24 protein-coding genes and 1 tRNA gene are annotated in these 25,849 nt (G+C 72.1%); 13 read left to right on the top strand and 12 right to left on the bottom strand.

All coding sequences use genetic code 11. From position 1 onward, the window contains the following. Nucleotides 1-7: 7 nt before the first annotated feature. Nucleotides 8-898, bottom strand: a complete 891-nt coding sequence (locus OG462_RS17785) for a serine/threonine protein kinase (protein WP_406058698.1) — start codon at nucleotides 896-898, stop codon at nucleotides 8-10. A gap of 328 nt (nucleotides 899-1,226) precedes the next feature. Continuing rightward, a tRNA-Cys gene (locus tag OG462_RS17780) sits at nucleotides 1,227-1,298 on the bottom strand. A 213-nt stretch (nucleotides 1,299-1,511) separates the two neighbouring features. Here OG462_RS17780 and OG462_RS17775 point away from each other — a divergent pair. The 5 genes from OG462_RS17775 (at nucleotide 1,512) to OG462_RS17755 (ending at nucleotide 6,643) form a co-directional block, all read left to right on the top strand. Then, nucleotides 1,512-3,026 (top strand): MFS transporter, encoded by a 1,515-nt coding sequence (locus OG462_RS17775; RefSeq protein ID WP_406058696.1) that lies wholly within the window; start codon nucleotides 1,512-1,514, stop codon nucleotides 3,024-3,026. A 45-nt stretch (nucleotides 3,027-3,071) separates the two neighbouring features. Further along, nucleotides 3,072-3,272, top strand: coding sequence for a ribbon-helix-helix protein, CopG family (locus tag OG462_RS17770; protein WP_030221768.1), 201 nt, complete (start codon nucleotides 3,072-3,074; stop codon nucleotides 3,270-3,272). Then, a complete protein-coding gene (locus OG462_RS17765; RefSeq protein WP_406058694.1) occupies nucleotides 3,269-3,661 on the top strand; it encodes a type II toxin-antitoxin system death-on-curing family toxin in 393 nt (130 codons plus the stop codon). The genes OG462_RS17770 and OG462_RS17765 overlap by 4 nt, the downstream gene beginning before the upstream one ends. 104 nt (nucleotides 3,662-3,765) lie before the next feature. Then, nucleotides 3,766-5,556 carry a DEAD/DEAH box helicase gene (locus OG462_RS17760; protein ID WP_406058693.1) on the top strand — a complete coding sequence of 597 codons (1,791 nt, stop codon included), beginning with the start codon at nucleotides 3,766-3,768 and terminating at the stop codon, nucleotides 5,554-5,556. Between the two features lie 445 nt (nucleotides 5,557-6,001). Continuing rightward, a complete protein-coding gene (locus tag OG462_RS17755; RefSeq protein WP_041129456.1) occupies nucleotides 6,002-6,643 on the top strand; it encodes an IclR family transcriptional regulator in 642 nt (213 codons plus the stop codon). A gap of 55 nt (nucleotides 6,644-6,698) precedes the next feature. Here OG462_RS17755 and OG462_RS17750 read toward each other — a convergent pair whose 3' ends face one another. Beyond that, nucleotides 6,699-7,730: a helix-turn-helix domain-containing protein gene (locus OG462_RS17750; RefSeq protein WP_406058691.1), complete on the bottom strand. Its 1,032-nt coding sequence runs from the start codon at nucleotides 7,728-7,730 to the stop codon at nucleotides 6,699-6,701. An 84-nt stretch (nucleotides 7,731-7,814) separates the two neighbouring features. Here OG462_RS17750 and OG462_RS17745 point away from each other — a divergent pair, with 84 nt between their 5' ends. Together OG462_RS17745 and OG462_RS17740 are read left to right on the top strand one after the other, a co-directional pair. Beyond that, nucleotides 7,815-8,969 carry an alpha/beta fold hydrolase gene (locus tag OG462_RS17745; protein ID WP_406058689.1) on the top strand — a complete coding sequence of 385 codons (1,155 nt, stop codon included), beginning with the start codon at nucleotides 7,815-7,817 and terminating at the stop codon, nucleotides 8,967-8,969. A gap of 59 nt (nucleotides 8,970-9,028) precedes the next feature. After that, a complete protein-coding gene (locus tag OG462_RS17740; RefSeq protein WP_406058687.1) occupies nucleotides 9,029-9,823 on the top strand; it encodes a S16 family serine protease in 795 nt (264 codons plus the stop codon). Here OG462_RS17740 and OG462_RS17735 read toward each other — a convergent pair. The 4 genes from OG462_RS17735 to OG462_RS17720 form a co-directional block, all read right to left on the bottom strand. Beyond that, nucleotides 9,756-11,132, bottom strand: coding sequence for an MFS transporter (locus OG462_RS17735; RefSeq protein ID WP_406058685.1), 1,377 nt, complete (start codon nucleotides 11,130-11,132; stop codon nucleotides 9,756-9,758). The two genes, OG462_RS17740 and OG462_RS17735, sit on opposite strands and share 68 nt — an antisense overlap. After that, nucleotides 11,129-11,341, bottom strand: coding sequence for a hypothetical protein (locus tag OG462_RS17730; protein ID WP_406058683.1), 213 nt, complete (start codon nucleotides 11,339-11,341; stop codon nucleotides 11,129-11,131). The genes OG462_RS17735 and OG462_RS17730 overlap by 4 nt, the downstream gene beginning before the upstream one ends. 19 nt (nucleotides 11,342-11,360) lie before the next feature. Continuing rightward, nucleotides 11,361-11,942 (bottom strand): ArsR/SmtB family transcription factor, encoded by a 582-nt coding sequence (locus OG462_RS17725; RefSeq protein WP_406058681.1) that lies wholly within the window; start codon nucleotides 11,940-11,942, stop codon nucleotides 11,361-11,363. 120 nt (nucleotides 11,943-12,062) lie between these two features. Then, nucleotides 12,063-12,530, bottom strand: coding sequence for an Lrp/AsnC family transcriptional regulator (locus OG462_RS17720; RefSeq protein ID WP_406058679.1), 468 nt, complete (start codon nucleotides 12,528-12,530; stop codon nucleotides 12,063-12,065). Between the two features lie 121 nt (nucleotides 12,531-12,651). On the opposite strand from OG462_RS17720, the gene hppD reads away from it, so the two are divergent. Beyond that, nucleotides 12,652-13,797 (top strand): 4-hydroxyphenylpyruvate dioxygenase, encoded by a 1,146-nt coding sequence (gene hppD, locus OG462_RS17715; RefSeq protein WP_406058677.1) that lies wholly within the window; start codon nucleotides 12,652-12,654, stop codon nucleotides 13,795-13,797. 65 nt (nucleotides 13,798-13,862) lie between these two features. Here the strand turns inward: hppD and OG462_RS17710 are convergent, their stop codons facing one another. Further along, the gene (locus OG462_RS17710; RefSeq protein ID WP_406058675.1) at nucleotides 13,863-15,287 is read right to left on the bottom strand and encodes a tetratricopeptide repeat protein; all 1,425 of its coding nucleotides are present in this window, start codon (nucleotides 15,285-15,287) and stop codon (nucleotides 13,863-13,865) included. 98 nt (nucleotides 15,288-15,385) lie between these two features. Between OG462_RS17710 and OG462_RS17705 the strand changes: the two genes are divergently transcribed. Further along, nucleotides 15,386-16,753, top strand: coding sequence for an FAD-binding oxidoreductase (locus OG462_RS17705; protein WP_406058674.1), 1,368 nt, complete (start codon nucleotides 15,386-15,388; stop codon nucleotides 16,751-16,753). 149 nt (nucleotides 16,754-16,902) lie between these two features. Here OG462_RS17705 and OG462_RS17700 read toward each other — a convergent pair whose 3' ends face one another. Beyond that, nucleotides 16,903-17,394: an SsgA family sporulation/cell division regulator gene (locus OG462_RS17700; protein WP_406058672.1), complete on the bottom strand. Its 492-nt coding sequence runs from the start codon at nucleotides 17,392-17,394 to the stop codon at nucleotides 16,903-16,905. A gap of 299 nt (nucleotides 17,395-17,693) precedes the next feature. On the opposite strand from OG462_RS17700, the gene OG462_RS17695 reads away from it, so the two are divergent. Both OG462_RS17695 and OG462_RS17690 read left to right on the top strand, forming a co-directional pair. Continuing rightward, nucleotides 17,694-19,247: an RDD family protein gene (locus OG462_RS17695; protein WP_406058671.1), complete on the top strand. Its 1,554-nt coding sequence runs from the start codon at nucleotides 17,694-17,696 to the stop codon at nucleotides 19,245-19,247. Between the two features lie 98 nt (nucleotides 19,248-19,345). After that, nucleotides 19,346-20,086 carry an RDD family protein gene (locus tag OG462_RS17690; RefSeq protein WP_406058669.1) on the top strand — a complete coding sequence of 247 codons (741 nt, stop codon included), beginning with the start codon at nucleotides 19,346-19,348 and terminating at the stop codon, nucleotides 20,084-20,086. 54 nt (nucleotides 20,087-20,140) lie between these two features. Here OG462_RS17690 and OG462_RS17685 read toward each other — a convergent pair whose 3' ends face one another. After that, nucleotides 20,141-20,419, bottom strand: coding sequence for a hypothetical protein (locus OG462_RS17685; RefSeq protein ID WP_406058668.1), 279 nt, complete (start codon nucleotides 20,417-20,419; stop codon nucleotides 20,141-20,143). A gap of 323 nt (nucleotides 20,420-20,742) precedes the next feature. On the opposite strand from OG462_RS17685, the gene OG462_RS17680 reads away from it, so the two are divergent. Further along, nucleotides 20,743-23,181: an immune inhibitor A domain-containing protein gene (locus tag OG462_RS17680; RefSeq protein ID WP_406058666.1), complete on the top strand. Its 2,439-nt coding sequence runs from the start codon at nucleotides 20,743-20,745 to the stop codon at nucleotides 23,179-23,181. 133 nt (nucleotides 23,182-23,314) lie between these two features. Then, complete coding sequence (locus OG462_RS17675; RefSeq protein ID WP_406058664.1) at nucleotides 23,315-23,626, top strand: hypothetical protein; 312 nt, start codon at nucleotides 23,315-23,317, stop codon at nucleotides 23,624-23,626. 110 nt (nucleotides 23,627-23,736) lie between these two features. On the opposite strand, the gene OG462_RS17670 is transcribed toward OG462_RS17675, so the two are convergent. Together OG462_RS17670 and OG462_RS17665 are read right to left on the bottom strand one after the other, a co-directional pair. Beyond that, nucleotides 23,737-24,336, bottom strand: coding sequence for a nicotinamidase (locus OG462_RS17670; RefSeq protein WP_406058662.1), 600 nt, complete (start codon nucleotides 24,334-24,336; stop codon nucleotides 23,737-23,739). 114 nt (nucleotides 24,337-24,450) lie between these two features. Beyond that, nucleotides 24,451-25,779 carry a nicotinate phosphoribosyltransferase gene (locus tag OG462_RS17665; RefSeq protein ID WP_406058660.1) on the bottom strand — a complete coding sequence of 443 codons (1,329 nt, stop codon included), beginning with the start codon at nucleotides 25,777-25,779 and terminating at the stop codon, nucleotides 24,451-24,453. Nucleotides 25,780-25,849 lie beyond the last annotated feature (70 nt).

Here is a 25,849-nt window from a genome sequence, read left to right as displayed (position 1 = left end):
CGGGTTCTCAGGCCCTTGCCGGCTCGGGGAGTTCGGCGGCGAGGAGTTCCGCGGACTGGCGGGCCAGCGCGGCGACCACCCGGCCCGGGAGCCAGCCCGGGGCGAGCAGGGTGCCGGCCGAGTTCAGGACCGTACCGTGCGGCGTCGGCGGGGCGAGGGTGGTCATCAGGGCGGCTGCCGTGGGCCGGTCGGCCGGATCGCGGGCCAGACAGGAGGCGATCACCGGGCGCAGGGCGGGCGGGAGTTCGTCCCGCTCGGGCATGGTGTGACCGGTGGTGGCGTACGCGAGGACGGCGCCGAGCGCGAAGACGTCACCCGGCGGGCGCGGCCGGCCCCCGGAGGCCTGCTCGGGGGCGAGCGCCCCCGGGTCGAGGCCGGGCAACCCGGTGCGCGGCACGCCGTCGGCCGAGGCGGCCCGTACCGCGCCGAAGCAGGTCAGCCGGGGGCCGTCCGCGGTGAGCAGGACGGCGGCCGGGGACACCCCGGCGTGCGTGAGGCCCTGCCCGTGCGCGGCCGCCAGTGCCTCGGCGAGGGTGGCGCCGACCGCCCGGACGGTGGTCTCGGGCAGGGGGCCGCCGTGGACGGCGAGCGCCACGGGGAGCGGGAGCGCCGGGACGTAGGGGCTCGCGTACCAAGGGGCTTCGCCGGGGCCGGCCACGCCCGTCACCGGGGCGATCCAGGGGCCGAGGAGGAAGCGGGCGGCATCGGCCTCGGCGGCGAAGCGCGCGGGATCGGTGCCGGGCAGCGGGGTGCTGAGCAGCACGGTGTTCTCGCCGTCCTCGGTGCGGGCCACGAACCGGCGGCAGGGCAGGGCGGAGTGGGGCGGATCGAGGCGGGTGATCAGCCGGAACGGGCCGATCCGCCGCGCGGATTCCTGCTGTGTGCGCGACTGTTCCACCGCTCGTGCCCCCCGTCGTCCGTGCACCCCGTGGTGACGGGGGCGGGACGAGCCTACCGAGACGGGGGTGAGGGGCCGTGCCCGGGAGGTGCGCGGGAGGCGGTGTGCGGGCGGTCGCCGGACTCGCGGCGGCGACCGCGGTGCCGCTCGTGATGGAGACCGTCGGTTCCACGGTCAGTACGGGCTACGCGCGAAGCCTGCGAGGCCGAGGGCGGCCGGGGGGAGGAGGGGGAAGAGCGGGGACGCGGCCCGAGGGGGCGATGGGGATCACCTGGGCAGCCGGGGTGTGAGGTGTTGTGAGGTGTGAAGACCCGCAGAGGCCTTTTAGAGACCGTGATCGGAATCGAACCGACGTAACTCGCTTTGCAGGCGAGCCCCTCAACCACTCGGGCACACGGTCATGTGGTGCAACGAGTACGACCGTAGGCGGGGGCCGGGAGGGGCTCAAGGGGTTCCGGGGTCGTGCCATGCGACTGCAATGCCGCTGCCACGCCGCGTTCACAGTCGTACGGCGGTCGTGCGTGCGTCATGCGTGCGTCGTACGTCCAAGGGCTGAGTCGCACCGGGACTCCTGACAGGGGTCATTTACCTCTTCACCTCTTACTCTGGGGGAATGAGCGCCCTCGAACCCCGCGACGCCGAAGCGGACGCAGACATAGCCGCCGACGTCGCCCGGAGACCCGGATCCCTTGCCGCGCAAGGCGCCGGCACCGCCGGCACCGCCGACACCAAGGGGTCCGTCCTCGACCCGGCCCACCGGGCGCTCAGCATCGGCATCGTCTCCGTCGTCCTGCTCATCGCCTTCGAAGCGACCGCCGTCGGCACCGCCATGCCCGTCGCCGCCCGCGAGCTGAACGGCATCCCCCTCTACGCCTTCGCCTTCTCCGCCTACTTCACCACCAGCCTCTTCGCCATGGTCCTGGCCGGGCAGTGGTCCGACCGCCGCGGGCCGCTCGCGCCGCTCACCGTTGGTATCAGCGCCTTCGCCGCCGGACTGCTGCTCTCCGGGACCGCAGGCGCCATGTGGATGTTCATCCTCGGCCGGGCCGTCCAGGGCCTCGGCGGCGGCCTCGTCATCGTCGCGCTGTACGTGGTCGTCGGCCGGGCCTACGCCGAACACCTCAGACCCGCGATCATGGCCGCGTTCGCCGCGGGTTGGGTCGTCCCCTCCGTCGTCGGACCGCTCGCCGCCGGAACGATCACCGAGCACCTCGGCTGGCGCTGGGTCTTCGTCGGCATCCCCGTCCTCGTCGTCTTCCCGCTGGCCCTCGCCCTCCCCGCGATACGCCGCACGGCCTCAGGGCCCGCTGACCCGACCGCGCCCGTCGCCCCCTGGGACCGGCGCCGGATCCGGCTCGCGCTCGGCATCTCGACGGGCGCGGCGCTCCTCCAGTACGCGGGTCAGGAGCTGCGCTGGCTCTCCCTGCTCCCGGCCGCGGCGGGCGCGGCCCTCCTCGTGCCCGCCGTCCGCGGGCTCCTCCCGCACGGCACCTGCCGGGCCGCCCGCGGTCTGCCGTCCGTCGTCCTGCTGCGGGGCATCGCCGCGGGCGCCTTCATCGCGGCCGAGTCCTTCGTGCCGCTGATGCTGGTCACCCAGCGCGGTCTGAGCCCCACCCTGGCCGGGCTCTCCCTCGCCGCGGGCGGTCTCACCTGGGCGCTCGGCTCCTGGATCCAGGCCCGGCCGTGGACGGAGCCGTACCGGGAGAGGTTGGTCGTCCTGGGCATGGTCCTGGTCGCGCTCGCCATCGCGGCGGCGCCGAGCGTGCTGATCACGGCGGTGCCGGTGTGGGTGCTCGCGGTGGCCTGGGGACTCGGCTGTCTCGGCATGGGGGCCGTGATCGCCTCGACGAGCGTGCTGCTCATGAAGCTCTCCGCGCCCGAGGAGGTGGGCGCGAACTCGGCCGCCCTCCAGATCTCCGACGGCCTCTCCAACGTCCTGCTCCTCGCCGCGGGCGGCGCGGCCTTCGCGGCGCTCGGCGGCGGCGCGGTCGGCCACGCGGTCACGTCCTCCGCGGCCACGGGCTCCCACCCGGGGGCCTTCGCGGCGGTCTTCCTGCCGATGGCGGCGGTGGCGGCGGTGGGGGCGTGGGTCGCGACGCGGCTGCACGGTACCGGGGCGCGGGACTGACGCGATCGGTACCACTCTGGCCCCACCCGATGGTACCGTTTTGGTATGGCCATGAACCTGCGTCTTCGCGACGACCAGACCGAGGCACTCAAGCTGCGCGCCGAGCAGGAGGGCACGAGCATGCACGCCATACTGCTCCAGGCCGTCGACGACTACCTCGCCCGCACCGCCCAGCAGGCGATCGTTCGGAAGACCGCCATGGAGCAGGCCGCCAAGTGGCATGAGCTGATGGAGCGGCTCAAGTGAGCTGCGTCTATCTCTCCGCCGAGGACGTCCTGGTCATCGCCGAGTACGCGGTGGACGACCAGGACGTCGTCGTACGCGACGCGGGACTGCTCGAATCGGCGGTGCACCGGCCGGCCGCCGCCATGTTCGGCGAGGAGGCGTACGCCGACCTCCTCGACAAGGCTGCCGCACTGCTCCAGTCGCTCGCGATCAACCATCCGTTCCTCGACGGGAACAAGCGCACGGCCTGGCTGTCCTGCGTCACCTTCCTCGCCATGAACGGCATCCAGCTCCGCCCCGACATCGACGCGGCGGAGCGCCTGGTCATCTCCGTGGCGACCGGTGAGGCCGACGAGGTGAAGGTCATCTCCCACGGGCTGCGCGAGCTGATCGCCACCGACGTGAGCTGAATCCCAACTGGGTCGCACCCACCCCGTTTCGTACGACGTTCCGGCCGGGCCGCCGGTAAGGTGGCCCGGTTGTCATATCTGGACGAGCGTCGAACCCGGAGATCGTGACTACTACCGCCACCTCCTCCCATCACCTTTCTCCCGCCTTCCCCGGCCGGGCCCCGTGGGGTACCGCCGGCAAGCTGCGTGCCTGGCAGCAAGGGGCCATGGACAGGTACCTCCAGGAGCAGCCCCGTGACTTCCTCGCCGTCGCCACCCCCGGCGCCGGCAAGACGACCTTCGCCCTGACCCTCGCGTCCTGGCTGCTGCACCACCACGTCGTGCAGCAGATCACCGTCGTCGCGCCCACCGAGCACCTCAAGAAGCAGTGGGCCGCCGCCGCCGCGCGGATAGGGATCAAGCTGGACCCGGACTACAGCGCCGGGCCGCTCAGCAAGGAGTACGACGGGGTCGCCATCACCTATGCCGGTGTCGGCGTCCGCCCGATGCTCCACCGCAACCGTTGCGAGCAGCGCAAGACCCTCGTCATCCTCGACGAGATCCACCACGCCGGAGACTCCAAGTCCTGGGGCGAGGCCTGCCTGGAGGCCTTCGAGCCCGCCACGCGGCGGCTCGCGCTGACCGGTACGCCCTTCCGTTCCGATACGAACCCCATCCCCTTCGTCACGTACGAGGAGGGGAACGACGGGATCCGGCGGTCCTCCGCCGACTACACGTACGGCTACGGCAACGCCCTCGGCGACGGCGTCGTCCGGCCCGTCATCTTCCTCTCCTACAGCGGCAACATGCGCTGGCGCACCAAGGCGGGCGACGAGATCGCCGCCCGCCTCGGCGAGCCGATGACGAAGGACGCCGTCTCGCAGGCCTGGCGGACCGCCCTCGACGCGAAGGGCGACTGGATGCCGAACGTGCTCCGGGCCGCCGACCAGCGGCTCACCGAGGTCCGTAAGTCCATTCCCGACGCGGGCGGGCTCGTCATCGCCTCCGACCAGGACTCGGCCCGCTCGTACGCCAAGCTGATCCGCGAGATCACCGGCACCAAGGCCACCGTCGTCCTCTCCGACGACACCGGCGCCTCGAACCGCATCGACGAGTTCAGCGAGAACAACGACCGCTGGATGGTCGCCGTCCGCATGGTGTCCGAGGGCGTCGACGTGCCCCGCCTCTCCGTCGGCGTGTACGCGACGACGATCTCGACCCCGCTCTTCTTCGCCCAGGCCGTCGGCCGTTTCGTGCGTTCGCGCAGGCGCGGCGAGACGGCCTCCGTGTTCCTTCCCACGATCCCCAGCCTCCTCGGTTTCGCCAACGAGATGGAGGTCGAGCGCGACCACGTCCTCGACAAGCCCAAGAAGCAGGGCGAGGAGGACCCGTACGCCGAGTCCGAGAAGGAACTCGCGGAAGCGGAGCGGCAGCAGGACGAGGACACCGGTGAGCAGGACATGCTTCCCTTCGAGGCGCTGGAGTCCGACGCCGTCTTCGACCGCGTCCTCTACAACAGCGCCGAGTTCGGCATGCAGGCCCACCCCGGCAGCGCGGAGGAGCAGGACTACCTCGGCATCCCGGGCCTCCTCGAACCCGACCAGGTCCAGCTGCTCCTCCAGAAGCGCCAGGCCCGGCAGATCGCGCACAGCCGCAAGAAGCCGGACGACGAGGCGGATCTGCTCGAACTTCCCGCGGAGCGGCGCCCTGTCGTTTCCCACAAGGAGCTCCTGGAGCTGCGCAAGCAGCTCAACACCATGGTCGGCGCGTACGTCCATCAGACCGGCAAGCCCCACGGCGTGATCCACACGGAGCTCCGCCGGGTCTGCGGCGGGCCGCCGAGCGCGGAGGCCACCGCCGGCCAGATCCGGGAACGGATCAAGAAGGTGCAGGAGTGGGCCACCCGGATGCGGTGACCCCCGCATCGCCCCGTGGCAGGTGTGGCTGAGGCCCGTACGACGGCGTTCGTACGGGCCTCACTCGTCCCGCGGCGGTGCGGCCGGTGAAGGAGCGGCCGCGGGACCGGCGTCGGAGACCGGCCCCCACGGTCGGCCTCCGCGCCCTTCCACGCTACGGGCACGACAAAGCCGATCTTGTCCGCCAAAGTCCCTCGTGCGACCGACGAAGGTCCCGAACCGTCTCTATACGGTCGCCGACGCCCGGATTCTGGACGAGGTCTTCCGCTGAGCGGAGCGGGTCGCTACTGTCCCGGCTCAAAAGCAATCGCCCCGTGGCAGCGCCGCCGCGGAGCGCAGCCGGTGTACCCCTTCCTGCCGGCGGCCTCTGACGTGTGTCGCCGACGGGACCGGTGACGCAACCCCGTGAGAGCCCGCCGTCACTCACTCCGAAGGAGAGGGCGTCGTGACCGCGGAGACCTCCCAGACGCTCGACCGGGGACTCAGAGTCCTCAAACTGCTCGCCGACACCGACCACGGCCTGACCGTCACCGAGTTGTCCAACAAACTCGGTGTCAACCGGACCGTCGTCTACCGCCTGCTCGCCACCCTCGAGCAGCACGCCCTCGTCCGCCGAGACCTCGGCGGACGCGCCCGCGTCGGCCTCGGCGTGCTCCGGCTCGGCCGCCAGGTCCACCCCCTCGTGCGGGAGGCCGCGCTCCCCGCGCTGCGCTCGCTCGCCGAGGACATCGGGGCCACGGCCCACCTGACCCTGGTCGACGGGGCGGAAGCGCTCGCGGTCGCGGTCGTCGAACCGACCTGGACCGACTACCACGTCGCCTACCGGGCCGGCTTCCGTCACCCGCTCGACCGGGGCGCGGCCGGTCGCGCCATCCTCGCCGCCCGCCAGGGCGGCCTGACCGAACCGGGCTTCACGCTCACCCACGGCGAGCTGGAGGCGGGGGCGAGTGGTGCGGCCGCGCCTCTTGTCGGCGTGACGGGCGTGGAAGGCAGTGTCGGGGTCGTGATGCTCGCGGACGCGGTGCCGGAGCGGGTCGGGCCGCGGGTGGTCGACGCGGCGCGGGAGGTCGCCGACGCGCTGCGCTAGGGCGCGCTGCGCCTGCGCGCACGGCGGCCTGGGTTACGGGCCTGGGGCGGGGCTTTCAGTTGTCGGCACCGTGCTGTCGGGTTGTGCCCGCCCGTTCCGCCCCTGCGATGCCCCGGACGGAGTCCGGGGGAGGAACGCATGCCCACAACCTGCCCAGGGGGGTTTGTTCGTGTTGGACCGATCTGCCCGTTCTGGTCGTGGTGATCAGGCCCGCCGTTCTCAGGGCTGCCGCGTGGGCTGACGCCGTGGCATTGCTGATGCCCGTGCGGCGGGCCAGTTCCGTGGTGGTGCGGGGTTCGGTGAGGGCGTGGAGGACTTCGGTCCTCGTACGGCCCAGGGCGGCCGCCAGGCCCCCGCCCTCGCCCCGGATGTCCGGGGCGAGCGGAACGCCCCGGCCCGCCGGATACGTGAGGACCACCGGCCGGTCCGGCAGGTCCTGGACCAGGGGCGCACCCCGCCAGTGAAAGGTCGGCAGCAGGACCAGGCCCCGCCCGTCGAGCCGGACCTCACGGCCCGCCGGGCCCGCCGGCCACTCCCAGACCCCGTCCCGCAGCCGTGAGCCGGGCGCCACCGTCGTCAGGGCGGCGGCGAGGCCCTGCTCCGCGGCCGTCAGCGCGTACCGGGTGAACTCCGCCCGGTGCAGGTCCTGGACCAGCGGCCACACCGGCGCGAGGACCGTCTCGTACGCCGTCCGCTGGGCCCGGTCGAGCGTGCCCCAGGCATCGGCGTCCCCGTCGTGCAGGGCCCGGATCCACGGCGGGACGGGGCCCTGCCCCGCGTACACCCGCTCCAGCTCGGACCGGACGAACTCCGGCCGCGCCGACCGGATCAGCGCGAAGCCCTCCTCCCGCGTCCCGCCGAGGACATCGAGGAAGTACGGGGCCGTCCCGCCCGGCACCAGCCCCGCGAGCGGCTCGGCCGCGCCCGGCAGGGCCCGCAGGAGCCTGCCCCGCCAGCGGCCGAAGAGCAGCGCCTCGTGCGGGGCGCCCAGCATCAGCAGGGCCGCGTGCAGCTCGGGCACGGGGAAGGGGTGGGGCGCGAACCGTACCCGGGTCATGTCGTCCGCCGTGAAATGGATGTGGAGCACCGCACCGACCCCCGTCTGCCGCCAGCCTTTCGGGCAGGACCGTAACCTTCGCGCCGGCGCTCCGCCGATTCCAGGATGACGGCCATGACACCTGACCACGTACTGGACAACCAGGCACCCGCCCGCCGGACCGTCGCCAGAGGGGCCCTCGCCGGGGCCGCCGCCCTGCTGCTCGGTGCCGCTCCCCCCGCCCTCTCCGCTCCCCCCGCTCCTTCCCGCGGGCTCGTTCTCCGGCTGCCCGCGCCCACCGGCCCGTACGCCGTCGGCGCCACCGTCCGGCATCTCGTCGACACCTCCCGCAACGACCCGTGGGCCCCCGCGATCGGCGTACGGGAGCTGATGGTCACCGTGCTGCGGCCGACCGCCACCGGCCGGGGCTTCCCGCGCATGCCCCAGCTCTCTCCCGGCGCCGCCGAGGTGTTCACCGTCCTCGCCGGGCTGGTCCGCCCGCACCTTCCGGCCGCCGGGGTCGACTGGGCGGCCACCCTCACCCACGCCCGGACCGACGCCCCGCCGCTGCCCGCCCGGCGCCCGGTGCTGCTCTACAGCCCCGGCGGCGGGGACTCCCGCGCCATGGGCAGCTCCCTCGCGATCGACCTCGCCTCGCACGGCTGGACCGTCGTCACCGTCGACCACCCCGGCGACGCGTCCGAGGTGGAGTTCCCCGACGTGCGGCCGGGACGCGACGCGGTCCGGACCACCGTCCTCCGTCCCGACCTCGACGCCGAGACCTTCCACACCATGATCGACACCCGGGTCGCCGATCTCCGCTTCGTCCTCGACGCCCTCGGTCTCGACCGGGTCGGGGTCTACGGGCACTCCGCCGGCGGCACCGCCGTCGCCCAAGCGCTCCACGAGGACCCGAGGATCGCCGCCGCCGTGAACCTGGAGGGATACCTGGACCTGATGGACGGCGCACTCCTCCCGGTGGCTCGCGAGGGGACGGACCGGCCGCTGCTCCTCGCCGGTACCGACGGCTACCGGGACGAGCGCCTCGACCGCTCCTGGTCGGCGCTGCTCGCGCACGGCGGGCCCGTCGCCCGCCGGCAGCTCGCCGACAGCGCCCACTGGGTCTTCACCGACTACGCGGCCCTGGTCCCGCAGCTCCGGGCCGCCGGTCTGACGACCGCCGCCGGGCGCGCCGAGATGATCGGCACCGTCGACCCCCGTGTCTCGGTGCCCGCCGTACGGAGGCTCGTACGGTGCTTCTTCGCCCGCCACCTGCCCGTGCCCCGGTAGCTCGTGTGTCCCGGGAGAGCTCGTGTGTCCCCGGAGGCGCGTCCCAGTAGATTGGGTGCGTGCTCTCCAGTCTCTCCCGTCCCCGTGCTCTCGCGGTCTGCGCCCTGCCCGTCGCCGCGCTCTTCGCCGTCGTCGGGCTCGCGCCGTTGCCGTACGCGATCGCGCAGCCCGGTACGACCGCCGACGTGCTCGGCAAGGACCAGGGGCAGGAGATCATCACGATCACCGGCGCCCCGGTCCGGCCCACCGAGGGGCAGCTGCGGATGACGACGATCGTCGCGACCGGGCCGTCCACGGACGTGGACCTCGGGGACGTGACCGACGCGTGGTTCCGTACCGACCGGGCCGTCCTGCCGCACGACTCCGTCTACCCCTCGGGGAAGTCCGACGCCGAGATCGAGAAGCACAACCTCGGTCAGATGAAGGAGTCGCAGGACTCGGCCACGCTGGCCGCCCTCGACTACCTCAAGATGGATCCCGAGAAGGTGAAGGTGAACCTGCACCTCGCCGACATCGGCGGGCCCAGCGCCGGGCTGCTCTTCTCCCTCGGCATCGTCGACAAGCTCGACGGTGACGGCACCGGCGGTGACCTCACCGGCGGCCGGACCGTCGCCGGCACGGGCACGATCGACGCGGACGGCACGGTCGGCGCCGTCGGCGGGGTCTCCCTCAAGACCCAGGCCGCCGCCCGCGACGGGGCCACCGTCTTCCTCGTACCGAAGGCCGAGTGCTCGGACGCCCGGGCCGAGCTGCCGAAGGGCCTGCGGCTCATCCCCGTCACCGCGCTCAGTGACGCGGTGGAGTCCCTCCGGGCGCTGGAGCAGGGGCAGGAGTCGAAGGTTCCGGCCTGCTGACCGTCGCACGGTGCGTGGGGGCGGCCGGTGGGGTGGCCGGGGCGTCCATTCCCCGCCAGGCGGGGAACACCAGCGGTGAGATGCTGGCCAGGAAGTACACCCCGCCGATCGTGAGGAGCGCCGTGGTGAGCCCCGTGCGTTCCACCAGGAATCCGGCGGCGAGCCCGCCGAGCGGGGCGGTGAGCAGCACGGAGGCCGTGCTGGCGCCGCCGACGCGACTGCGCAGTTCCTCCGGGACGGTCTCGTAGAAGACCGTGGTGAGGATGGGGTTGAGCACCCCCGCCCCGAGCCCGCCGAGAGCCATCGCCACGAGCAGCGGCGCGGTGGTGTCGGTGAAGGCCGCGGTCAGGTACGCGGGGGCGCCGGTGAGCAGGAATCCGGCCGCGAAGACCGGACGGCGCGGGAAGCGGTGGCCGACGGCCCCGTAGGCCAGTGCCCCGACGAGGGCGCAGCCGCCGGAGACGGCGACGAGCAGGCCGAGCGAGGCCGAACCGCCCAGGTCCTCGCGGGCGTGGAGCGGGAGGAGGACCGAACTCCAGCTCTGCGCCAGACCGTTGGTCATCATCACCGCGAAGTTGATGCCGAGGAGCAGCCGGGTGCGCAGCAGGAACGCGTAGCCCTCGCGCAGATCGGCCCGGTAGGCGGCGGCGGAGAGCGGCGGGGCTCCGCGCAGGGGTTCGGCGGAGGGTATGCCGCGCAGGCCGGCGAGGACGAGGAGCGCGGAGGCGGCGAACGTGACGGCGTCGACGTACAGGACGGTGTCGGCGCCGATGAACGCCACGAGGAGGCCGGCGAGGGCTGCGCCGGTCATCCGGGCGCCGCGCGAGACGGCGTCGTAGAGGCTGGCGGCGCGGGAGAGCGGGGTGCCGGCGCGCCGCGCCAGGTCGGGGATGAGGACGCTGCGGGCGGTCTCGCCCGGTGCGTGGAAGAGGCCGGTGACGGCCATCAGCGCGCACAGCATCCAGAACTGCAGGAGTCCGGCCCGGTTGAGCAGCGGGATCGCGGCGAGAGCGACGGCGCAGACGAGGTCCGAGACGATGGAGACCCGGCGCCGCCCGATCCGGTCGATGACCGGACCGCCGGCGATCGCGGAGACGAGGACGGGGACGGCCGCGCAGAAGGCGACGAGCCCGGCCTTGCCGGGGCTTCCCGTGGTGTCGAGCGCGAACCACGGGACGCCGATGAGCGTGAGTGAATTCCCTGTGATGGATACGGCGTTGGCGGTGAGGACGGTCGCGAGCGGGACCCGGTCCCCCCGCGCCGCATCTTTCTTCGCCGTACCCGCGTCGTGTCCCCCCGGCGCGGTCATGCGGCCAGGGTGACCGGACGGCGGTGCGCGGGCGTGGCCAGGCGCAGGCCCAACTCGACCAGTCGCCAGCCGAGTTGGACGCGAAGGGTGGAGGTGGAGGTCGAGGCGGAGGTCGACGGCCGAGGGGCGGGGTGTCGCCGGCCGGCGGCCTCGCGGTGGAGTTCGGCGGCGTGCAGCTGGTGGAGCTGGAGGTGAATGTCGGCGTGCATGACTCGGTGGTTCCTTCCGTCAGTTCTCGCGCTCGGGGAACGCGTGCAGATGGATCCGTACGCGCTCGGCGTCCGGCGCGCCCGCCTCTTCGATGTCCCGGTACGTCTCGATGAGGGCGTGCATCTTCTTGTCGAGCTCGCGGAGCTTGTCCGGGGGCAGTCGCAGCGTGAAGTCGCTCATGTCGGACGCGCCGAGCCAGGCGTCGTCCCAGTCGTGCCGGTTGCCGAGGTAGGTGCTCAGTTCCTGTGTGTGGATGGTCGCGATCTCGTGGATGTAGAGGTCGAGGGCGCCGCGGACCTCGGGGTCCGGGTTCCGGGAGAGGGACTCGTCGACGATCACGCCCTCCTGGCCGGCCTTCCACCATCGCTCCCGTCCCTTGCCCCGCGTCGGGTCGTCCACGACGAAGCCGTGGGCCGCCAGCTGGCGCAGGTGGTAGCTGGTCGCACCGCTGGACTCGCCCAGTCGCTCCGCCAGTTGGGAGGCGGTGGCCGGGCCGTGGGTGCGCAGGGCGCGCAGCAGCTGGATGCGGAGGGGGTGGGCGAGTCCGCGCAGGGTGCGCGGGTCCAGGGGGCGGGTCGGGAAACCTTCGGGCTCGGGCATGGTCCGAGCGTAGAGTTGCAAAGAACTACTTGCAAGGGGTTCTTTGCAAGTAGTTCTTTGCAGTCTCGTTCGCGGTCTCCTTCACAGCCTCTTTCGCCGTCCCTTCCCGGATCGGCTCCGCTACTCCTGCGCCGCCTGCTCCACCAGCGGGATGATCCGCAGCGGCACCGGGTTCTCCATCACGATCGCCGTCGACGCCCGCACGATCCCCTCGAACCCCACCACCTTGTCGATCACCCGCTGAAGGTCCGCGTTGGAGCGGGCGACGAGACGGCAGAGCATGTCGCCGTGGCCCGTCGTCGTGTGCAGTTCCAGCACCTCCGGCACCGTCGCCAGGTGCCCCCGTACGTCCGCTCCCTGCCCCTGCTTGATCTCCAGGGTCGCGAACGCCGTCACCGGATACCCGAGCGCCGCCGGGTCCACCTGCGGTCCGAAGCCGCGGATCACCCCGCTCGCCTGGAGCCGGTCGAGCCGCGCCTGCACCGTCCCCCGCGCCACCCCGAGCCGCCGGGAGGCCTCCAGGACCCCGATGCGCGGCTCGCGCGCGAGGAGCGTGATCAGCCGGCCGTCCAAATGATCGATCGCCACAGCGGTCTCCTCATGGTCAGGATGTACAAGTCGCACGGCCATACTCGCCCGCTGCTGTGCAACATGACCAGTGGATCAGCGAACTCTTGCGCACCTTGCAGAACGGCGGGACATTGCTGCCATGACTGAGACCATCGATCACACCCCCTCCACGGCGCGGCAGGCCGATCCCTTCCCCGTGAAGGGAATGGACGCGGTCGTCTTCGCCGTCGGCAACGCCAAGCAGGCCGCGCACTACTACTCCACGGCCTTCGGCATGAAGCTCGTCGCCTACTCCGGACCGGAGAACGGCACCCGCGAGACCGCCAGCTACGTCCTCACCAACGGCTCCGCCCGTTTCGTGTTCACCTCCGTCATCAAGGTCTCCACCGACCGGGGCCGCTTCCTCGCCGAGCACGTCGCCGAGCACGGCGACGGCGTCGTCGACCTGGCGATCGAGGTGCCGGACGCCCGAGCCGCGTACGCCTACGCCGTCGAGCACGGCGCCACCGGCCTCACCGAGCCGTACGAGCTCAAGGACGAGCACGGCACCGTCGTCCTCGCCGCCATCGCCACCTACGGCAAGACCCGCCACACCCTCGTCGAGCGCTCCGGCTACGACGGCCCCTACCTCCCGGGCTTCGTCGCCGCCAACCCGATCGTCGAGCCGCCGGCCAAGCGCACCTTCCAGGCCATCGACCACTGCGTCGGCAACGTCGAGCTCGGCAAGATGAACGACTGGGTCGGCTTCTACAACAACGTCATGGGCTTCACGAACATGAAGGAGTTCGTGGGCGACGACATCGCCACCGAGTACTCCGCCCTCATGTCGAAGGTCGTCGCGGACGGCACCCTCAAGGTGAAGTTCCCGATCAACGAGCCGGCGATCGCGAAGAAGAAGTCGCAGATCGACGAGTACCTGGAGTTCTACGGCGGCGCCGGCGTCCAGCACATCGCCCTCGCCACCAACGACATCGTCGCCACCGTGCGCGCGATGCGGGCCGCCGGCGTCTCCTTCCTCGACACCCCCGACTCGTACTACGACACCCTCGGCGAGTGGGCCGGCGAGACCCGCGTGCCCGTCGAGACCCTGCGCGAGCTGAAGATCCTCGTCGACCGCGACGAGGACGGCTACCTGCTGCAGATCTTCACCAAGCCGGTCCAGGACCGCCCGACCGTCTTCTTCGAGATGATCGAGCGTCACGGCTCCATGGGCTTCGGCAAGGGCAACTTCAAGGCGCTGTTCGAGGCCATCGAGCGCGAGCAGGAGAAGCGCGGCAACCTCTAGCCACACGGCGCGGGGTCCCGGCCCACACGGGGGGTGGGCCGGGACCCCGCCCCGCGGCGTGCGCGCTACTCCCGCGTCGCCCTCGACGCCGTCGTGCCCGCTGCCTTCGCTGCCTTCGCGGGCGGCTCCGGGCGGAGTTCCTTCGGGAGTTCGTCCGAGGGCTCGCCGAGGGCCGTCACGGCCTCCGTCGCCTTCGGCGCGAGCAGCGGCGAGAAGTGCGGGTTGATCCGCAGCGCCTCCGCCAGGTGGCGCCGGGCCGGGCCGAACGCGTCGAGGGCCCGCTCGATCTCGCCCCGGTGGTACGTGAACAGCGCGCTCCGCAGGCCCTCTTCCGTGGCCAGTTTCGCGTACCCCAGCGCCTCCTTGGGGGCACCCGCCCGGTACAGCGCCCATCCCAGCGCGTCCGCCGCCCGCACCGAACGGTGCCCGCGTGCCCACTCCGCCCGCATCCGGGTGACCGCCGCCGCCGGGTCGCCGTGGTCCGCGTCGAGCAGCGCCAGCGGCACCTCGCCCTGTGCCCACGTGCCCGTCCGCAGCCGCTCGTACGCGGCCCGCGCGTCCCCGTCCAGGCCCAGCGACTCGTACAGCTCGCCCGCCTCCAGGACGTACTCCGGCAGGGGCAGCCGGGCCAGCGCCGCCCGCCAGTCCCGCAGCGCCTCGTCGGTGCGGCCGAGCGCCGTGAGCGCCCGCGCCCGGCCCGCGAGCGAGGGCCCGTGGTCCCGCACGAGCACGAGCGCCGCCCCGTACCCCGCGAGCGCCTCGTCCGGTTCGCCCCGCTCCCACGCCAGGTCCCCGAGCCGCGCCAGCGAGGCCGCCTTGTCCGCGCCCGTCTCCGCGAGCGCCACCGCGTCGAGGGCCGCCACGTCGGCGTCCTCGCGCCAGCCCCGGTCGCGGTAGGTCTGCGAGGCCCTCGTCCGCACCGCCGCGCCCGCGTGGAGGCCCTCCAGGGTCTCCATCGCCTTCTGGGTCCCCTTGTAGTCCCCGAGACCGTTGTACGCGTCCATCAGGACGGGGTACGCCGGCCAGCGGCGCGGATCCGCCTTCCGGACCTTCTCGCCCCACTCCTTGGCCGACTTCCAGTCGCCGCGCGCCCCCGCGAGCGCCCCGAGGCCCAGCTGGGCGGCCGTGTTGCCGCGCGCGGCGGGCCGTTCGGCGAGCGAGCGCCGCAAGGCAGTCTCGGCGCGCGGGTAGTCCCGTACGTCGCCGAGGCGCGCGCCCCGCTCCGTGTACGCCGCACCGAGCTCCGCCCAGGACGCGTCGTCGTCCGGGTGGGCGCGCAGCCACTTCTCCCGGTCGGTGATCAGCGCGGCCAGGTCCGGGAGCGAGGCCTGCGCGCCCGCGTGGGCCGCGATCGTCGCCCGCTCCGCCGGACCCGGCGGGCCCGCCGGCCCCTGGCCGAAGAGCTCGGGGACGTACAGCAGCGCCGTCGCCGCGAGCACCGCGCCCACTCCGGCCGCCAGGACCGTCCTCGACACGTTCTGCGTCTTCATGGCGCTCACTGTGCGCCCGCCCGCACCTGTACGAAGAGCACACGAAGCGCCCGCCCCGGCGGGTTCACACCGATGGCCCCGAGTGCCACGCTGGAGGCATGGACGATCTTCTGACGCGGCTGCGTGCCGGGCTCCCCGCCGAGGCGCTGCTCACCGATCCGGACGTGACCGCCTCCTACGCGAACGACATGGCGAGCTTCTGCGAGGCCGGCGCCCCGGCCGTCGTCGTGCTCCCGCGCACCGTCGAACAGGTGCAGCACGTCATGCGTACCGCGACCGAACTCCGCGTCCCCGTCGTCCCCCAGGGAGCCCGCACGGGCCTCTCCGGCGGCGCCAACGCCTCCGAGGGCTGCATCGTGCTCTCCCTGGTCAAGATGGACCGCATCCTGGAGATCAACCCGGTCGACCGGATCGCCGTCGTCGAACCGGGTGTCGTCAACGCCGTGCTGTCACGGGCCGTCGCCGAACACGGCCTGTACTACCCGCCGGACCCGTCCAGCTGGGAGACGTGCACCATCGGCGGGAACATCGGCACGGCCTCCGGCGGTCTGTGCTGTGTGAAGTACGGGGTGACGGCCGAGTACGTCCTCGGCCTCGACGTCGTCCTCGCCGACGGCCGGCTCCTGACCACCGGCCGCCGCACCGCCAAGGGCGTCGCCGGCTATGACCTGACCAGGCTCTTCGTCGGTTCGGAGGGCAGCCTCGGCATCGTCGTCCGGGCCGTGCTCTCGCTCAGGCCGCAGCCTCCGGCGCAGCTCGCGCTCGTCGCCGAGTTCCCCTCCGCGGCCGCCGCCTGCGCGGCCGTCTGCACGATCATGGAGCGCGGCCACACCCCGTCGCTGCTCGAACTCATGGACCGCACCACCGTCCAGGCCGTCAACAAGCTGGCGCGCATGGGTCTGCCCGACACCACCGAGGCGCTGCTCCTGTGCGCCTTCGACACCCCTGACCCGGCAGCCGATCTGGCCGCCGTCGGGGAGCTGTGCGCGGCGGCGGGCGCCACCGAGGTCGTCCCGGCCGCGGACACCGCCGAGTCCGAACTCCTCCTCCAGGCACGTCGGCTCTCCCTCACGGCCCTGGAGACGATCAAGTCCGCGACGATGATCGACGACGTGTGCGTGCCGCGGACGCGGCTCGCCGAGATGCTCGACGGCACGGCGGCCGTCGCGGAGAAGTACGACCTCACCATCGGCGTCTGCGCGCACGCCGGCGACGGCAACACGCATCCCGTCGTCTGCTTCGACCACACCGACGAGGACGAGTCGCGGCGGGCGCGTGAGTCCTTCGACGAGATCATGGCGCTCGGGCTCGCGCTCGGCGGCACGATCACCGGCGAGCACGGCGTGGGCGTCCTCAAGAAGGAGTGGCTGGCACGGGAGCTGGGGCCGGTCGGTCTGGAGCTCCAGCGCGGGATCAAGGCCACGTTCGACCCGTTGGGGCTGCTCAACCCCGGAAAGCTCTTCTGAGCCCACGAGGCGATGTACGCAGGGCCTGAGGGGTCCGCCGGGCCTGAGGAATCCGTCGGGCTTGAGGGGTCCGCCGGGCTTGAGGGATCCGTCGGGTCTGAGGGGTCCGCCGGTGCTGAGGGGTACGGGGTTCCCGAGGGGGTGCGGGCTCACAGCTCGCCGTCCCGCGACTCGTCCGACGGCCACGGGTCGCGCAGCCACAGCTCGTCGGCGATCACGGTGGTCGCCAGGAGCTCGGCGAGCCCGTCGTCGATGCCGAGCCGGTCGGACTCGGTGCCCGGCGGCACCGCGCGCAGGGTCCGCTCCAGCCAGGCGGACACCTGCGCGGAGGGGGCTTCGAGGAGCGCGTCGCCGTCGGGGGAGGAGAGCGCCATCAGGACGACGCTGCGGCCGTCGACCTTCGTGGGCCAGATCCGCACGTCACCGTGCCCGCAGGCCCGGAACACGCCCTCGACGAGGAGTTCGCGCGCGAACGTCCAGTTGACCGGGTGGTCGGTGCCGATGTGGAACGTGATGTGGACGGCGTACGGGTCGTCGGTGCGGTAGGCGAGCCGGGCGGGGACGGGTACGGCGCGCTCGGGCGAGAGCACCAGCTTGAGCTCCAGCTCGCGCTCGACGGTGGTGTTGTCGGTGTTCTGCATGGTCGTACTCCCTCTCGCTGACCGGCCCCGTGCGGGCCTTCACAGGGAGAGAGCGGGGTGACCGAGGTTCATTACGCGACTTCGGGAAGTTTTTTCGGGAAGTTTTTTCAGGTCCGGATGTACCGGCCCGAACATCACCGGGAGTGATCGATTCCGGTACGTGTCCCCCCGAAGGCGGGCTTTCTCGCGGGCTCTTTGTTCCCTCGGGGACGTTCTTCGTTACTGTCCTCCTTGGGCGCGGCATGCCCGGCACGCGGCCGTGCGGATCAAAGGCGTTGTGACTGAACGGAGTCGGGGCAGTGGCTACTCCTCCTGGAGGCGGCGAAGAGGTACCGCAGGCGGGGTACTACCCGGACCCGTCCATTCCCGGGTACATCCGGTTCTGGAACGGGGGCGCCTGGGTTCCCGGTACGAGCAGGCCGGCCCCCACGGACGGTGAGGTTCCTCAGGGTCCGCCGGCCTCGGCGATCCCGGCCGGCCCGATCCTGGCCTCCGGCCCGGCACCCGCGCCGGCCGCCGTACAGCCGTCCCGGCCCGAGCCGGAACCCGTACAGCCTGCGCAGCAGCACCACCACGAGCAGCCGCATCAGCCGCACCAGCAGCCACAGCACCACCACGAGCAGCCGCATCAGCCCGTGCAGCAGCACCACGAGCCGCAGCAGTACCACGAGCCGCATCAGCCGCAGCCGCAGCCCGCTTCCGAGCTCGAACCCGTGCGTCCCGCCGCCTCCGTACCGGCACAGGCGCAGGCGCCCGCGCACGTCCCCGCGCAGGACCGGACGCCCGCCGTCGCACCCGTACCCGCCGTGGAGGAGACCGGGCCCGTCTTCTTCGACGAGGAGCCGGCCGCCGCGGAACCCGCCTCCGCCTGGCAGGCGGACACCTCCCGCCAGACCGGCTTCGGCGGCGACCGCGACCAGAAGGTCTCCTGGGGCGCGCCCCGTACCCCTGATCCGCGCACCCCGGCGGACTGGCCGGTCGCCGGTGCGAGCGAACCCGAGGAGGCGCGGTCGGCCGCCCCGGCGGCGGACCCCCGGGCGACCGGGGGAGCCGCGCGCCTCGGCGGGATGCCGGTCACGCCGATCCCCACGCCCGCCCCGGCCCCTCAGCAGCCCCAGCCGGCTCCGGTGGCCCCTCGGCCCCGGCCGGCCCCCGAGCCCGCGGCGGCGGCCCCGGCGCCCGCCCCCGCGCCCGTACACCAGGCGCCCGTCCCGGCCCCGGCGCCCGCGACACCTTCCTGGGCCCAGCAGCCCCAGCCGCAAGCCCAACAGCCGCAGCCCCAGGCGCACCAGCCTCAGGAACAGCAGCCGGTCGTCCCCTGGAAGCCGCCCGTCGACGACCTGTTCGTCCAGGCGGCCCGCGCGCAGGCCTCCGCGCGCCCCGCAGGGCACGGCAGGCGGCTGCTCGCCCGGCTCATCGACACCGTCGTCCTGGGCGCGCTCGTCGGCGCCGCCTCGTTCCCGTTCGTGACCGCCGCGCTCGATCACATCAACGGCAAGATCGAGGCGGCCAAGGAGTCCGGCGTCACCGTCCAGGTCTGGCTGGTGGACGCCACGACCTCCGTCCAGTTCGGCATCGCCCTGGCCGCGTTCTTCGTCATCGGCGTCCTGTACGAGGCGCTGCCCACCGCCAAGTGGGGCCGCACCCTCGGCAAGAAGCTGTGCGGGATCGAGGTGCGGGACATCGAGGCGCACCAGCCGCCGAGGTTCGGGGCGGCCCTGCGCCGCTGGCTCGTCTACAGCGTCCTGGGGCTCCTGGCCATCGGCGTCCTCAACGTCCTGTGGTGCCTCTTCGACCGCCCCTGGCGCCAGTGCTGGCACGACAAGGCCGCCCGTACCTTCGTGGCGCGCTGAGCCGCGGCCGGACCGTCGGGGGACCCCCGACGGCCGGGGGTCCCCCGAACGGGCGGTGATTCCTTGCGGGGGCGCCGTACCCGGGATGCACTGCCCCCATGAGCACCGATCAGCCGCCGCCCGGCCAGCCGCCCGAGGAGGACCCGTTCCTCAAGAGGCCGCAGGAGCCCCCGCCGCCCTCTGCCGGCCAGCCGCCCCCGGAAGGGCCTCCGCCGGGAGGTCCCCCGCCGGGGAGCCCGTACGGACCCACCGGCGGTTCCCCGTACGGTTCCTCGGGCGGCTCCCCGTACGACAGCGCGCCCCCGCCCCCGCCCCCGTACGGCGGCTACGGCGCCGGCTACGGCGGGACCGATCCGCTCTCCGGGATGCCGCCGCTCGCCGAGTCCGGCAAGCGCATCATCGCCCGGATCATCGACTGGCTGATCGTCGCGATCCCGCTGGCGCTCATCGGCATCCCGTTCCACATCTACTCGCGGGCGACCGAGGACGGAAACGACTTCGGTGACACGGTCAACAGCCTCAACGGCGGGAGCCAGCTGGTCTTCCAGCTGATCACGATCGTCGCGTTCGTCGCGTACGACACGGTGATGGTGGCCAAGAACGGCCAGACCCTCGGCAAGAAGTGGATGAAGCTGCGGGTCGCGATGCTCAACGACGGCTCGACGCCCCCGATGAGCCAGTCGCTGCTGCGCGCCATCGTCCTGTGGCTGCCCGCGCTGATCTGCTGCGCCTGCCTGTGGCCGCTGCTCCTGCTGATCCTGATCCTGGTCGACAAGCCCTACAAGCAGGGCCTGCACGACAAGGCGGCGAAGACGGTGGTCGTCTCCGTCCCTCAGTAGCGGAACCGGCTTCGGTACCGAAACGCCAGTACCGAAGCCATTACGGACGAAGTGTCACGAACCGGTCCGGGTATCGGCCCCCGCGCCCACGCGCGCGGTCGGTACCCGGACTTCTTCGTGCACGGCGGGTGCCGGACTCGGTGCCGTGGTCTTGACGCCCGCCGTCCGCACCGGCATCGTCACCGCCACGAGCAGTCCGAGCAGCAGGCCGGCGAGGCTGATCACCGTGATCCCGAGCGTGGTCGTCGTACCGGAGAGCAGCAGGAGGGCGACGGTCGCGAGGGCGACGGTGGCCGAACCGTAGGCGAGCTGCGCGGCGTTCGGACGCTGCATGACACGTACCGCCCTCTCAGGACAACGGTTCGACTCTAAGACCGTGGATGCCCGAGCGGGGCCGAAGTAAGCGTGACCTCACCCACGGTGGGATGCACGGGGGGCGCACGGAGTCACGGGTCTTGTGATTTTTCCCCGTAAGGTGCCCGTTGATCGTCCGATAATCGGAATTCACCTCCCGCATAGTGCAGTTGGTATGCGCAAGTCAAGATCTGTCTTTTCTTGCGTACCTCCGGTCAAATGTCGTCACTTGTGACGCGCGACCCGCCGGACGGACACCCCACCTTCGGTCCGAAGCGCGGGCGCCGGGGAGGACATATCAAGTGACCAACAGACGACGGGCGATCAGAGCGTCCGCAGTTGTTGTGGCGCTCGCGGCCACCGCCGCTACCGCCTCGACCTTCACCACCGCCTGGGCCGACAATCACGGCAGCGTGCCGTCGGCCGATGTCCGTCACGACCCGGCGCCTGGTGCCGGGATCGACAAGACGGCGGTCGACCACGACCTCGACGGTCCGTTCAGCAAGCAGCAGGCGCAGCAGCGAGAGGCTGCCCTGGAGCAGGTGCTGAGCGGCGAGTCGAAGGTGGAGCGCCGCGGCGGTTCCCAGGTCGTCAAGCTCGACAGCAAGAAGTACGTCGAGCTCGGCCGCGAGAAGACCGACAAGATCTTCACGATCCTCGTCGAGTTCGGCGACAAGGTGGACAACACCACCCTCGTCGACCGCGCCGACGACGACACGACCGAGCCGAAGCCGAAGTTCGGCGGCACGCCCGGCCCCCTGCACAACCAGATAGCCGAGCCGGACCGTGCGAACGACAACTCCACGGCGTGGCAGGCGGACTACAACCAGCAGCACTTCCAGGACCTGTACTTCGGCACCGGCAAGGACGCCAAGGGACAGCCCAAGCAGTCGCTGAAGACCTACTACGAGAAGACCTCGTCCGGCCGTTACTCGGTCGACGGCGGCGTCTCCGACTGGGTCAAGGTCGACTACAACGAGGCCCGTTACGGCTCGAACTACTGCGGCAACAGCAACTGCGCCAACGTCTGGGACGCCGTCCGCGACGGTGTCACGGCGTGGACCGCGGACCAGAAGGCCAAGGGCCGTACCGACGCCCAGATCAAGGCCGACCTGGCGCAGTACGACCTGTGGGACCGGTACGACTTCGACGGCGACGGCAACTTCAACGAGCCCGACGGGTACATCGACCACTTCCAGATCGTCCACGCGGGCGAGGACGAGTCGGCGGGCGGCGGCGCCCAGGCGAGCGACGCCCTGTGGGCCCACCGCTGGTACGCCTACGGCACCAACGCGGGCAAGACCGGCCCGGCCAACAACAAGGCCGGCGGCACGCAGATCGGTGACTCCGGCATCTGGGTCGGCGACTACACGATGCAGCCGGAGAACGGCGGCCTCGGCGTCTTCGCGCACGAGTACGGCCACGACCTCGGTCTGCCGGACCTGTACGACACCTCCGGCCTCAAGGGCGCCGAGAACTCGACCGGCTTCTGGTCGCTCATGTCCTCCGGCTCCTGGCTCGGCCGCGGCAAGGACGCCATCGGCGACCTGCCCGGCGACATGAACGCCTGGGACAAGCTGCAGCTCGGCTGGCTGAACTACACCAAGGTCGCCAACGAGGGCCGGAAGTGGAACTCCACCCACAAGCTGGGTGTGGCCGAGTACAACACCAAGAACCCCCAGGCGCTCGTCGTCGAGCTGCCGAAGAAGCCCGTCACCACCGATGTCGTCGCGCCCGCCGAGGGTGCCGCGCAGTGGTGGAGCAACATGGGTGACGACCTCAAGAACACCCTGACCCGCTCCGTCGACCTGACGGGCAAGACGTCGGCCTCCCTGAAGCTCAAGGGCTGGTACGACATCGAGCTCGACTACGACTACCTCTACACCGAGGTGTCGACCGACGGCGGCGCCAACTGGACGGCCCTGGACGGCACCGCCGACGGCAAGCCGCTCCCGCGCGACGCCAGCGGCGCCCCGGCGCTGACCGACGTCTCCGGCACGCACAAGGAGCTCGTCTACGGCCTCGACGCCTACGCGGGCAAGAAGTTCGACCTCCGCTTCCGCTACCAGACGGACGGCGGCGCGGGCGGCAAGGGCTTCACGGCCGACGCCATCACGCTGACCGCCGACGGTGCCACCGTCTTCTCGGACAACGCCGAGAACGGTGACAACGGCTGGGCGGCCAAGGGCTTCTCGCGGGTCGGCAAGGGCTTCACGAAGGAGTACGACCAGTACTACATCGCGGAGAACCGCCAGTACGTCTCGTACGACGCCACCCTCAAGGTCGGCCCGTACAACTTCGGGTTCACCGGTGACAAGTCGAGCTGGGTCGAGCACTACCCGTACCAGAACGGCCTGCTCATCTGGAAGTGGGACCTCTCCCAGAAGGACAACAACACCGCGGTCCACCCGGGCCAGGGTCTGATCCTTCCGGTCGACTCCCACCCGACCCCGCTGAAGTTCAAGGACGGCACCCTGATGCGCAACCGCGTTCAGGCGTACGACTCCACCTTCGGCACCTACCGGACCGACGGCCTCCTGCTCCACAAGGCCGACGTCGCGGCGTGGGTCGCGTCGCAGCCGGGCAACCCGGTCTTCGACGACCGCAAGGGCACCTACTGGCTCAAGGAGACCGAGCGCGCCGGTGTCCAGGTAACTGACACCAACACCAAGATCCAGGTCGTCAAGGAGCCGAAGAACGGCGAGACGATCACGGTTCGCGTGGGTCCGTCCACGAAGTAATCGGTAAAACTGCAGGTCAAAGCGTGATCGGCCGTCGCCCCTCTAGCGGGCGGCGGCCGATCGTGTTTAGGTGCGTCTGACAGTTCAGACCGATGTTCTTATTGACAGTCGATCCACGGGGGAGTGGTTCCGCATGCCCAACGGAGGGTTCTGCAAGTTGCCGGGAGGCAGCGTGGTCGTCGCCATAGGGCTGCCCAGCCCGGCCCGCGACGGCGCCAGCGTCCGCTTCCTGGTCCACGCCGCGAACCGTGCCCGCGCCCTGACCCGGCTGCGGAACCTCGGGCTGCGGGCGGTCTACCTCCGCGGCAACACCGAGCCGCCCACCCCGGACGAGGTCACGGCCGTCCTGCACCACCCCGACGGCCTGCTGTGGAGATCCGCCCCCGGCGCCGCCCAGGAGCTCTGGCACCCCGTACGGTCCCTCCCCAGGGAACCGGCGGCCTGAGAGGGCCCCTGAGGGACCGCTCCGGCCGGGCCTGAGGGAGCAAACCCGCGGGACCGCTCGGGCGGGGGCTGAGGCCCCACCCGCGGGGCCGCTCGGGCCACCACGGGCTCTCAGGCCACCACGGGCTTGCCTGTCAGCTCCACGCCCGCCGTCCGCAGCTCCTCCAGGGCCCGGTCCGTCGTCTCCTTCGCGACGCCGGCCGTCAGGTCGAGCAGCACATGGGTGCGGAAGCCCTCACGGGCCGCGTCCAGGGCCGTCGCCCGGACGCAGTGGTCGGTGGCGATGCCCACCACGTCGACCTCGGTGACGTCCCGCTCGCGCAGCCACTCCGTGAGCGTCCGCCCGTTCTCGTCGCGCCCCTCGAAGCCGCTGTACGCCGCGTCGTACGCGCCCTTGTCGAAGACGGCGTCGATCGCCCCGCTGGCGACGGCCGGCGCGAAGTTCGGGTGGAAGCCCACCCCCTCCGTACCGGCCACGCAGTGCACCGGCCAGGAGGTGACGTAGTCCGGCTCCTCACCGGCCGGCGCGAAGTGCGCGCCCGGATCGACATGGTGGTCGCGGGTGGCGATCACATGCCGGTAGGAGGTGCCCGCCGTCTGGCCGACCAGGTCGGTGATGGCGGCGGCGACGTCCGCGCCGCCGGTCACCGCGAGGCTGCCGCCCTCGCAGAAGTCGTTCTGAACGTCCACAACGATCAATGCGCGGTGCATGGCGGGTGTCCTTAGCGCGTCGGGGAGGGGTGGGATCGAGCCTAGAGACTTCCCCCTCCCACGGGGAGGGGGCGTGGCAGGGGTACGCGTACTCCCTGCACGCACTCCGTCTCCCTACAGGTACTCCGTCGGCAGCACCGGCTCGCCCCGGGAGAGCTGGATCGCCGACATCGGCAGTCCGGCGCGGGCCGCGATGTGCCGGGACCTCGCGGCCTCCAGGGGCTCCCTGGCCACCACGTCACCGCCCTTGACCAGCTCGACCAGGAGCTGGTGGTCGGCGAGCTCCGGCGGGACGGGGCCGGTGCCCAGGACCTCCGCCTCGGCGACCCCGGTCGCGTCGGGCCTGCGCGCGGCCCACTTGCGCCCGCCGACCGAGGCCTTGCCGCCGAGCGACTTCTTGGCGACCGGGGTGAGGGGTGCCTTGAGGTCGGCCGAGGAGGCCCGGGCGACCAGCTTGTAGACCATGGAGCAGGTCGGGTGGCCGCTGCCGGTGACCAGCTGGGTGCCCACGCCGTACGCGTCGACCGGGGCCGCCGCGAGGGAGGCGATGGCGTACTCGTCGAGGTCCGAGGTGACGACGATCTTCGTGTCCCGCGCGCCCAGCTCGTCGAGCTGGGCCCGTACGCGGTGGGCGACGAGCAGCAGGTCGCCGGAGTCGATGCGGACGGCCCCGAGCTCGGGCCCCGCCACCTCGACGGCGGTACGGACGGCCTCGGCCACGTCGTAGGTGTCGACGAGCAGGGTCGTACCGCGGCCGAGGGTCTCCACCTGGGCCTGGAACGCGTCCCGCTCGCTGTCGTGGAGGAGCGTGAAGGCGTGGGCGGAGGTGCCGACGGTCGGGATGCCGTAGCGGAAGCCGGCCGCGAGGTCCGAGGTGGAGTCGAAGCCGCCGACGTACGCGGCGCGGGAGGCGGCGACGGCCGCCAGCTCGTGGGTGCGCCGGGCGCCCATCTCGATCAGGCGGCGCCCGCCGGCCGAGGCCGACATGCGGGAGGCGGCGGCGGCGATGGCGGAGTCGTGGTTGAGGATGGAGAGGATCACCGTCTCCAGGAGCACGCACTCGGCGAAGGAGCCCTCGACGCGCAGGACGGGCGAGCCGGGGAAGTACACCTCGCCCTCGGGGTAGCCCCAGATGTCGCCGGTGAACCGGTAGCGGGCGAGCCACGCGAGGGTCGGCTCGTCGACGATGCCGCGCTCGCGCAGGAAGCCGAGGACGGCGGGGTCGAAGCGGAAGTTCTCGACGGCGTCCAGGACCCGGCCGACGCCGGCGAGGACGCCGTAGCGCCTGCCTTCGGGCAGCCGCCGGGTGAAGACCTCGAAGACCGAGCGTCGGTCGGCGGTGCCGCCCCGGAGGGCCGCCTGGAGCATGGTCAGCTCGTACTGATCGGTGAAGAGCGCGGTCGACGGCACGTCCACCGGCAGCCCAAGGTCCGCAGCGTTCATGTCAGCGATGCTAGCGCAGAAATCGTCAGACTGACGAATAGGGGCCCGGGTGGGTGACGCATCGTGGGCC

It is taken from the genome of Streptomyces sp. NBC_01077 (genome assembly GCF_045162855.1).
Lineage (GTDB): Bacteria > Actinomycetota > Actinomycetes > Streptomycetales > Streptomycetaceae > Streptomyces.
This window is presented reverse-complemented; position numbering and strand designations above follow the sequence as displayed.

Bases quoted from the DNA above. Each gene is read 5' to 3' on its own strand.
- OG462_RS17735 (WP_406058685.1), bottom strand. From the start codon at position 11,132: ATGACCGCGCCGGGGGGACACGACGCGGGTACGGCGAAGAAAGATGCG.
- OG462_RS17685 (WP_406058668.1), bottom strand. From the start codon at position 20,419: ATGCAGCGTCCGAACGCCGCGCAGCTCGCCTACGGTTCGGCCACCGTC.
- OG462_RS17725 (WP_406058681.1), bottom strand. From the start codon at position 11,942: ATGCCCGAGCCCGAAGGTTTCCCGACCCGCCCCCTGGACCCGCGCACC.
- OG462_RS17770 (WP_030221768.1), top strand. From the start codon at position 3,072: ATGGCCATGAACCTGCGTCTTCGCGACGACCAGACCGAGGCACTCAAG.
- OG462_RS17700 (WP_406058672.1), bottom strand. From the start codon at position 17,394: ATGCAGAACACCGACAACACCACCGTCGAGCGCGAGCTGGAGCTCAAG.
- hppD (WP_406058677.1), top strand. From the start codon at position 12,652: ATGACTGAGACCATCGATCACACCCCCTCCACGGCGCGGCAGGCCGAT.
- OG462_RS17670 (WP_406058662.1), bottom strand. From the start codon at position 24,336: ATGCACCGCGCATTGATCGTTGTGGACGTTCAGAACGACTTCTGCGAG.
- OG462_RS17675 (WP_406058664.1), top strand. From the start codon at position 23,315: ATGCCCAACGGAGGGTTCTGCAAGTTGCCGGGAGGCAGCGTGGTCGTC.
- OG462_RS17705 (WP_406058674.1), top strand. From the start codon at position 15,386: ATGGACGATCTTCTGACGCGGCTGCGTGCCGGGCTCCCCGCCGAGGCG.
- OG462_RS17690 (WP_406058669.1), top strand. From the start codon at position 19,346: ATGAGCACCGATCAGCCGCCGCCCGGCCAGCCGCCCGAGGAGGACCCG.
- OG462_RS17730 (WP_406058683.1), bottom strand. From the start codon at position 11,341: ATGCACGCCGACATTCACCTCCAGCTCCACCAGCTGCACGCCGCCGAA.
- OG462_RS17775 (WP_406058696.1), top strand. From the start codon at position 1,512: ATGAGCGCCCTCGAACCCCGCGACGCCGAAGCGGACGCAGACATAGCC.
- OG462_RS17665 (WP_406058660.1), bottom strand. From the start codon at position 25,779: ATGAACGCTGCGGACCTTGGGCTGCCGGTGGACGTGCCGTCGACCGCG.
- OG462_RS17745 (WP_406058689.1), top strand. From the start codon at position 7,815: ATGACACCTGACCACGTACTGGACAACCAGGCACCCGCCCGCCGGACC.
- OG462_RS17710 (WP_406058675.1), bottom strand. From the start codon at position 15,287: ATGAAGACGCAGAACGTGTCGAGGACGGTCCTGGCGGCCGGAGTGGGC.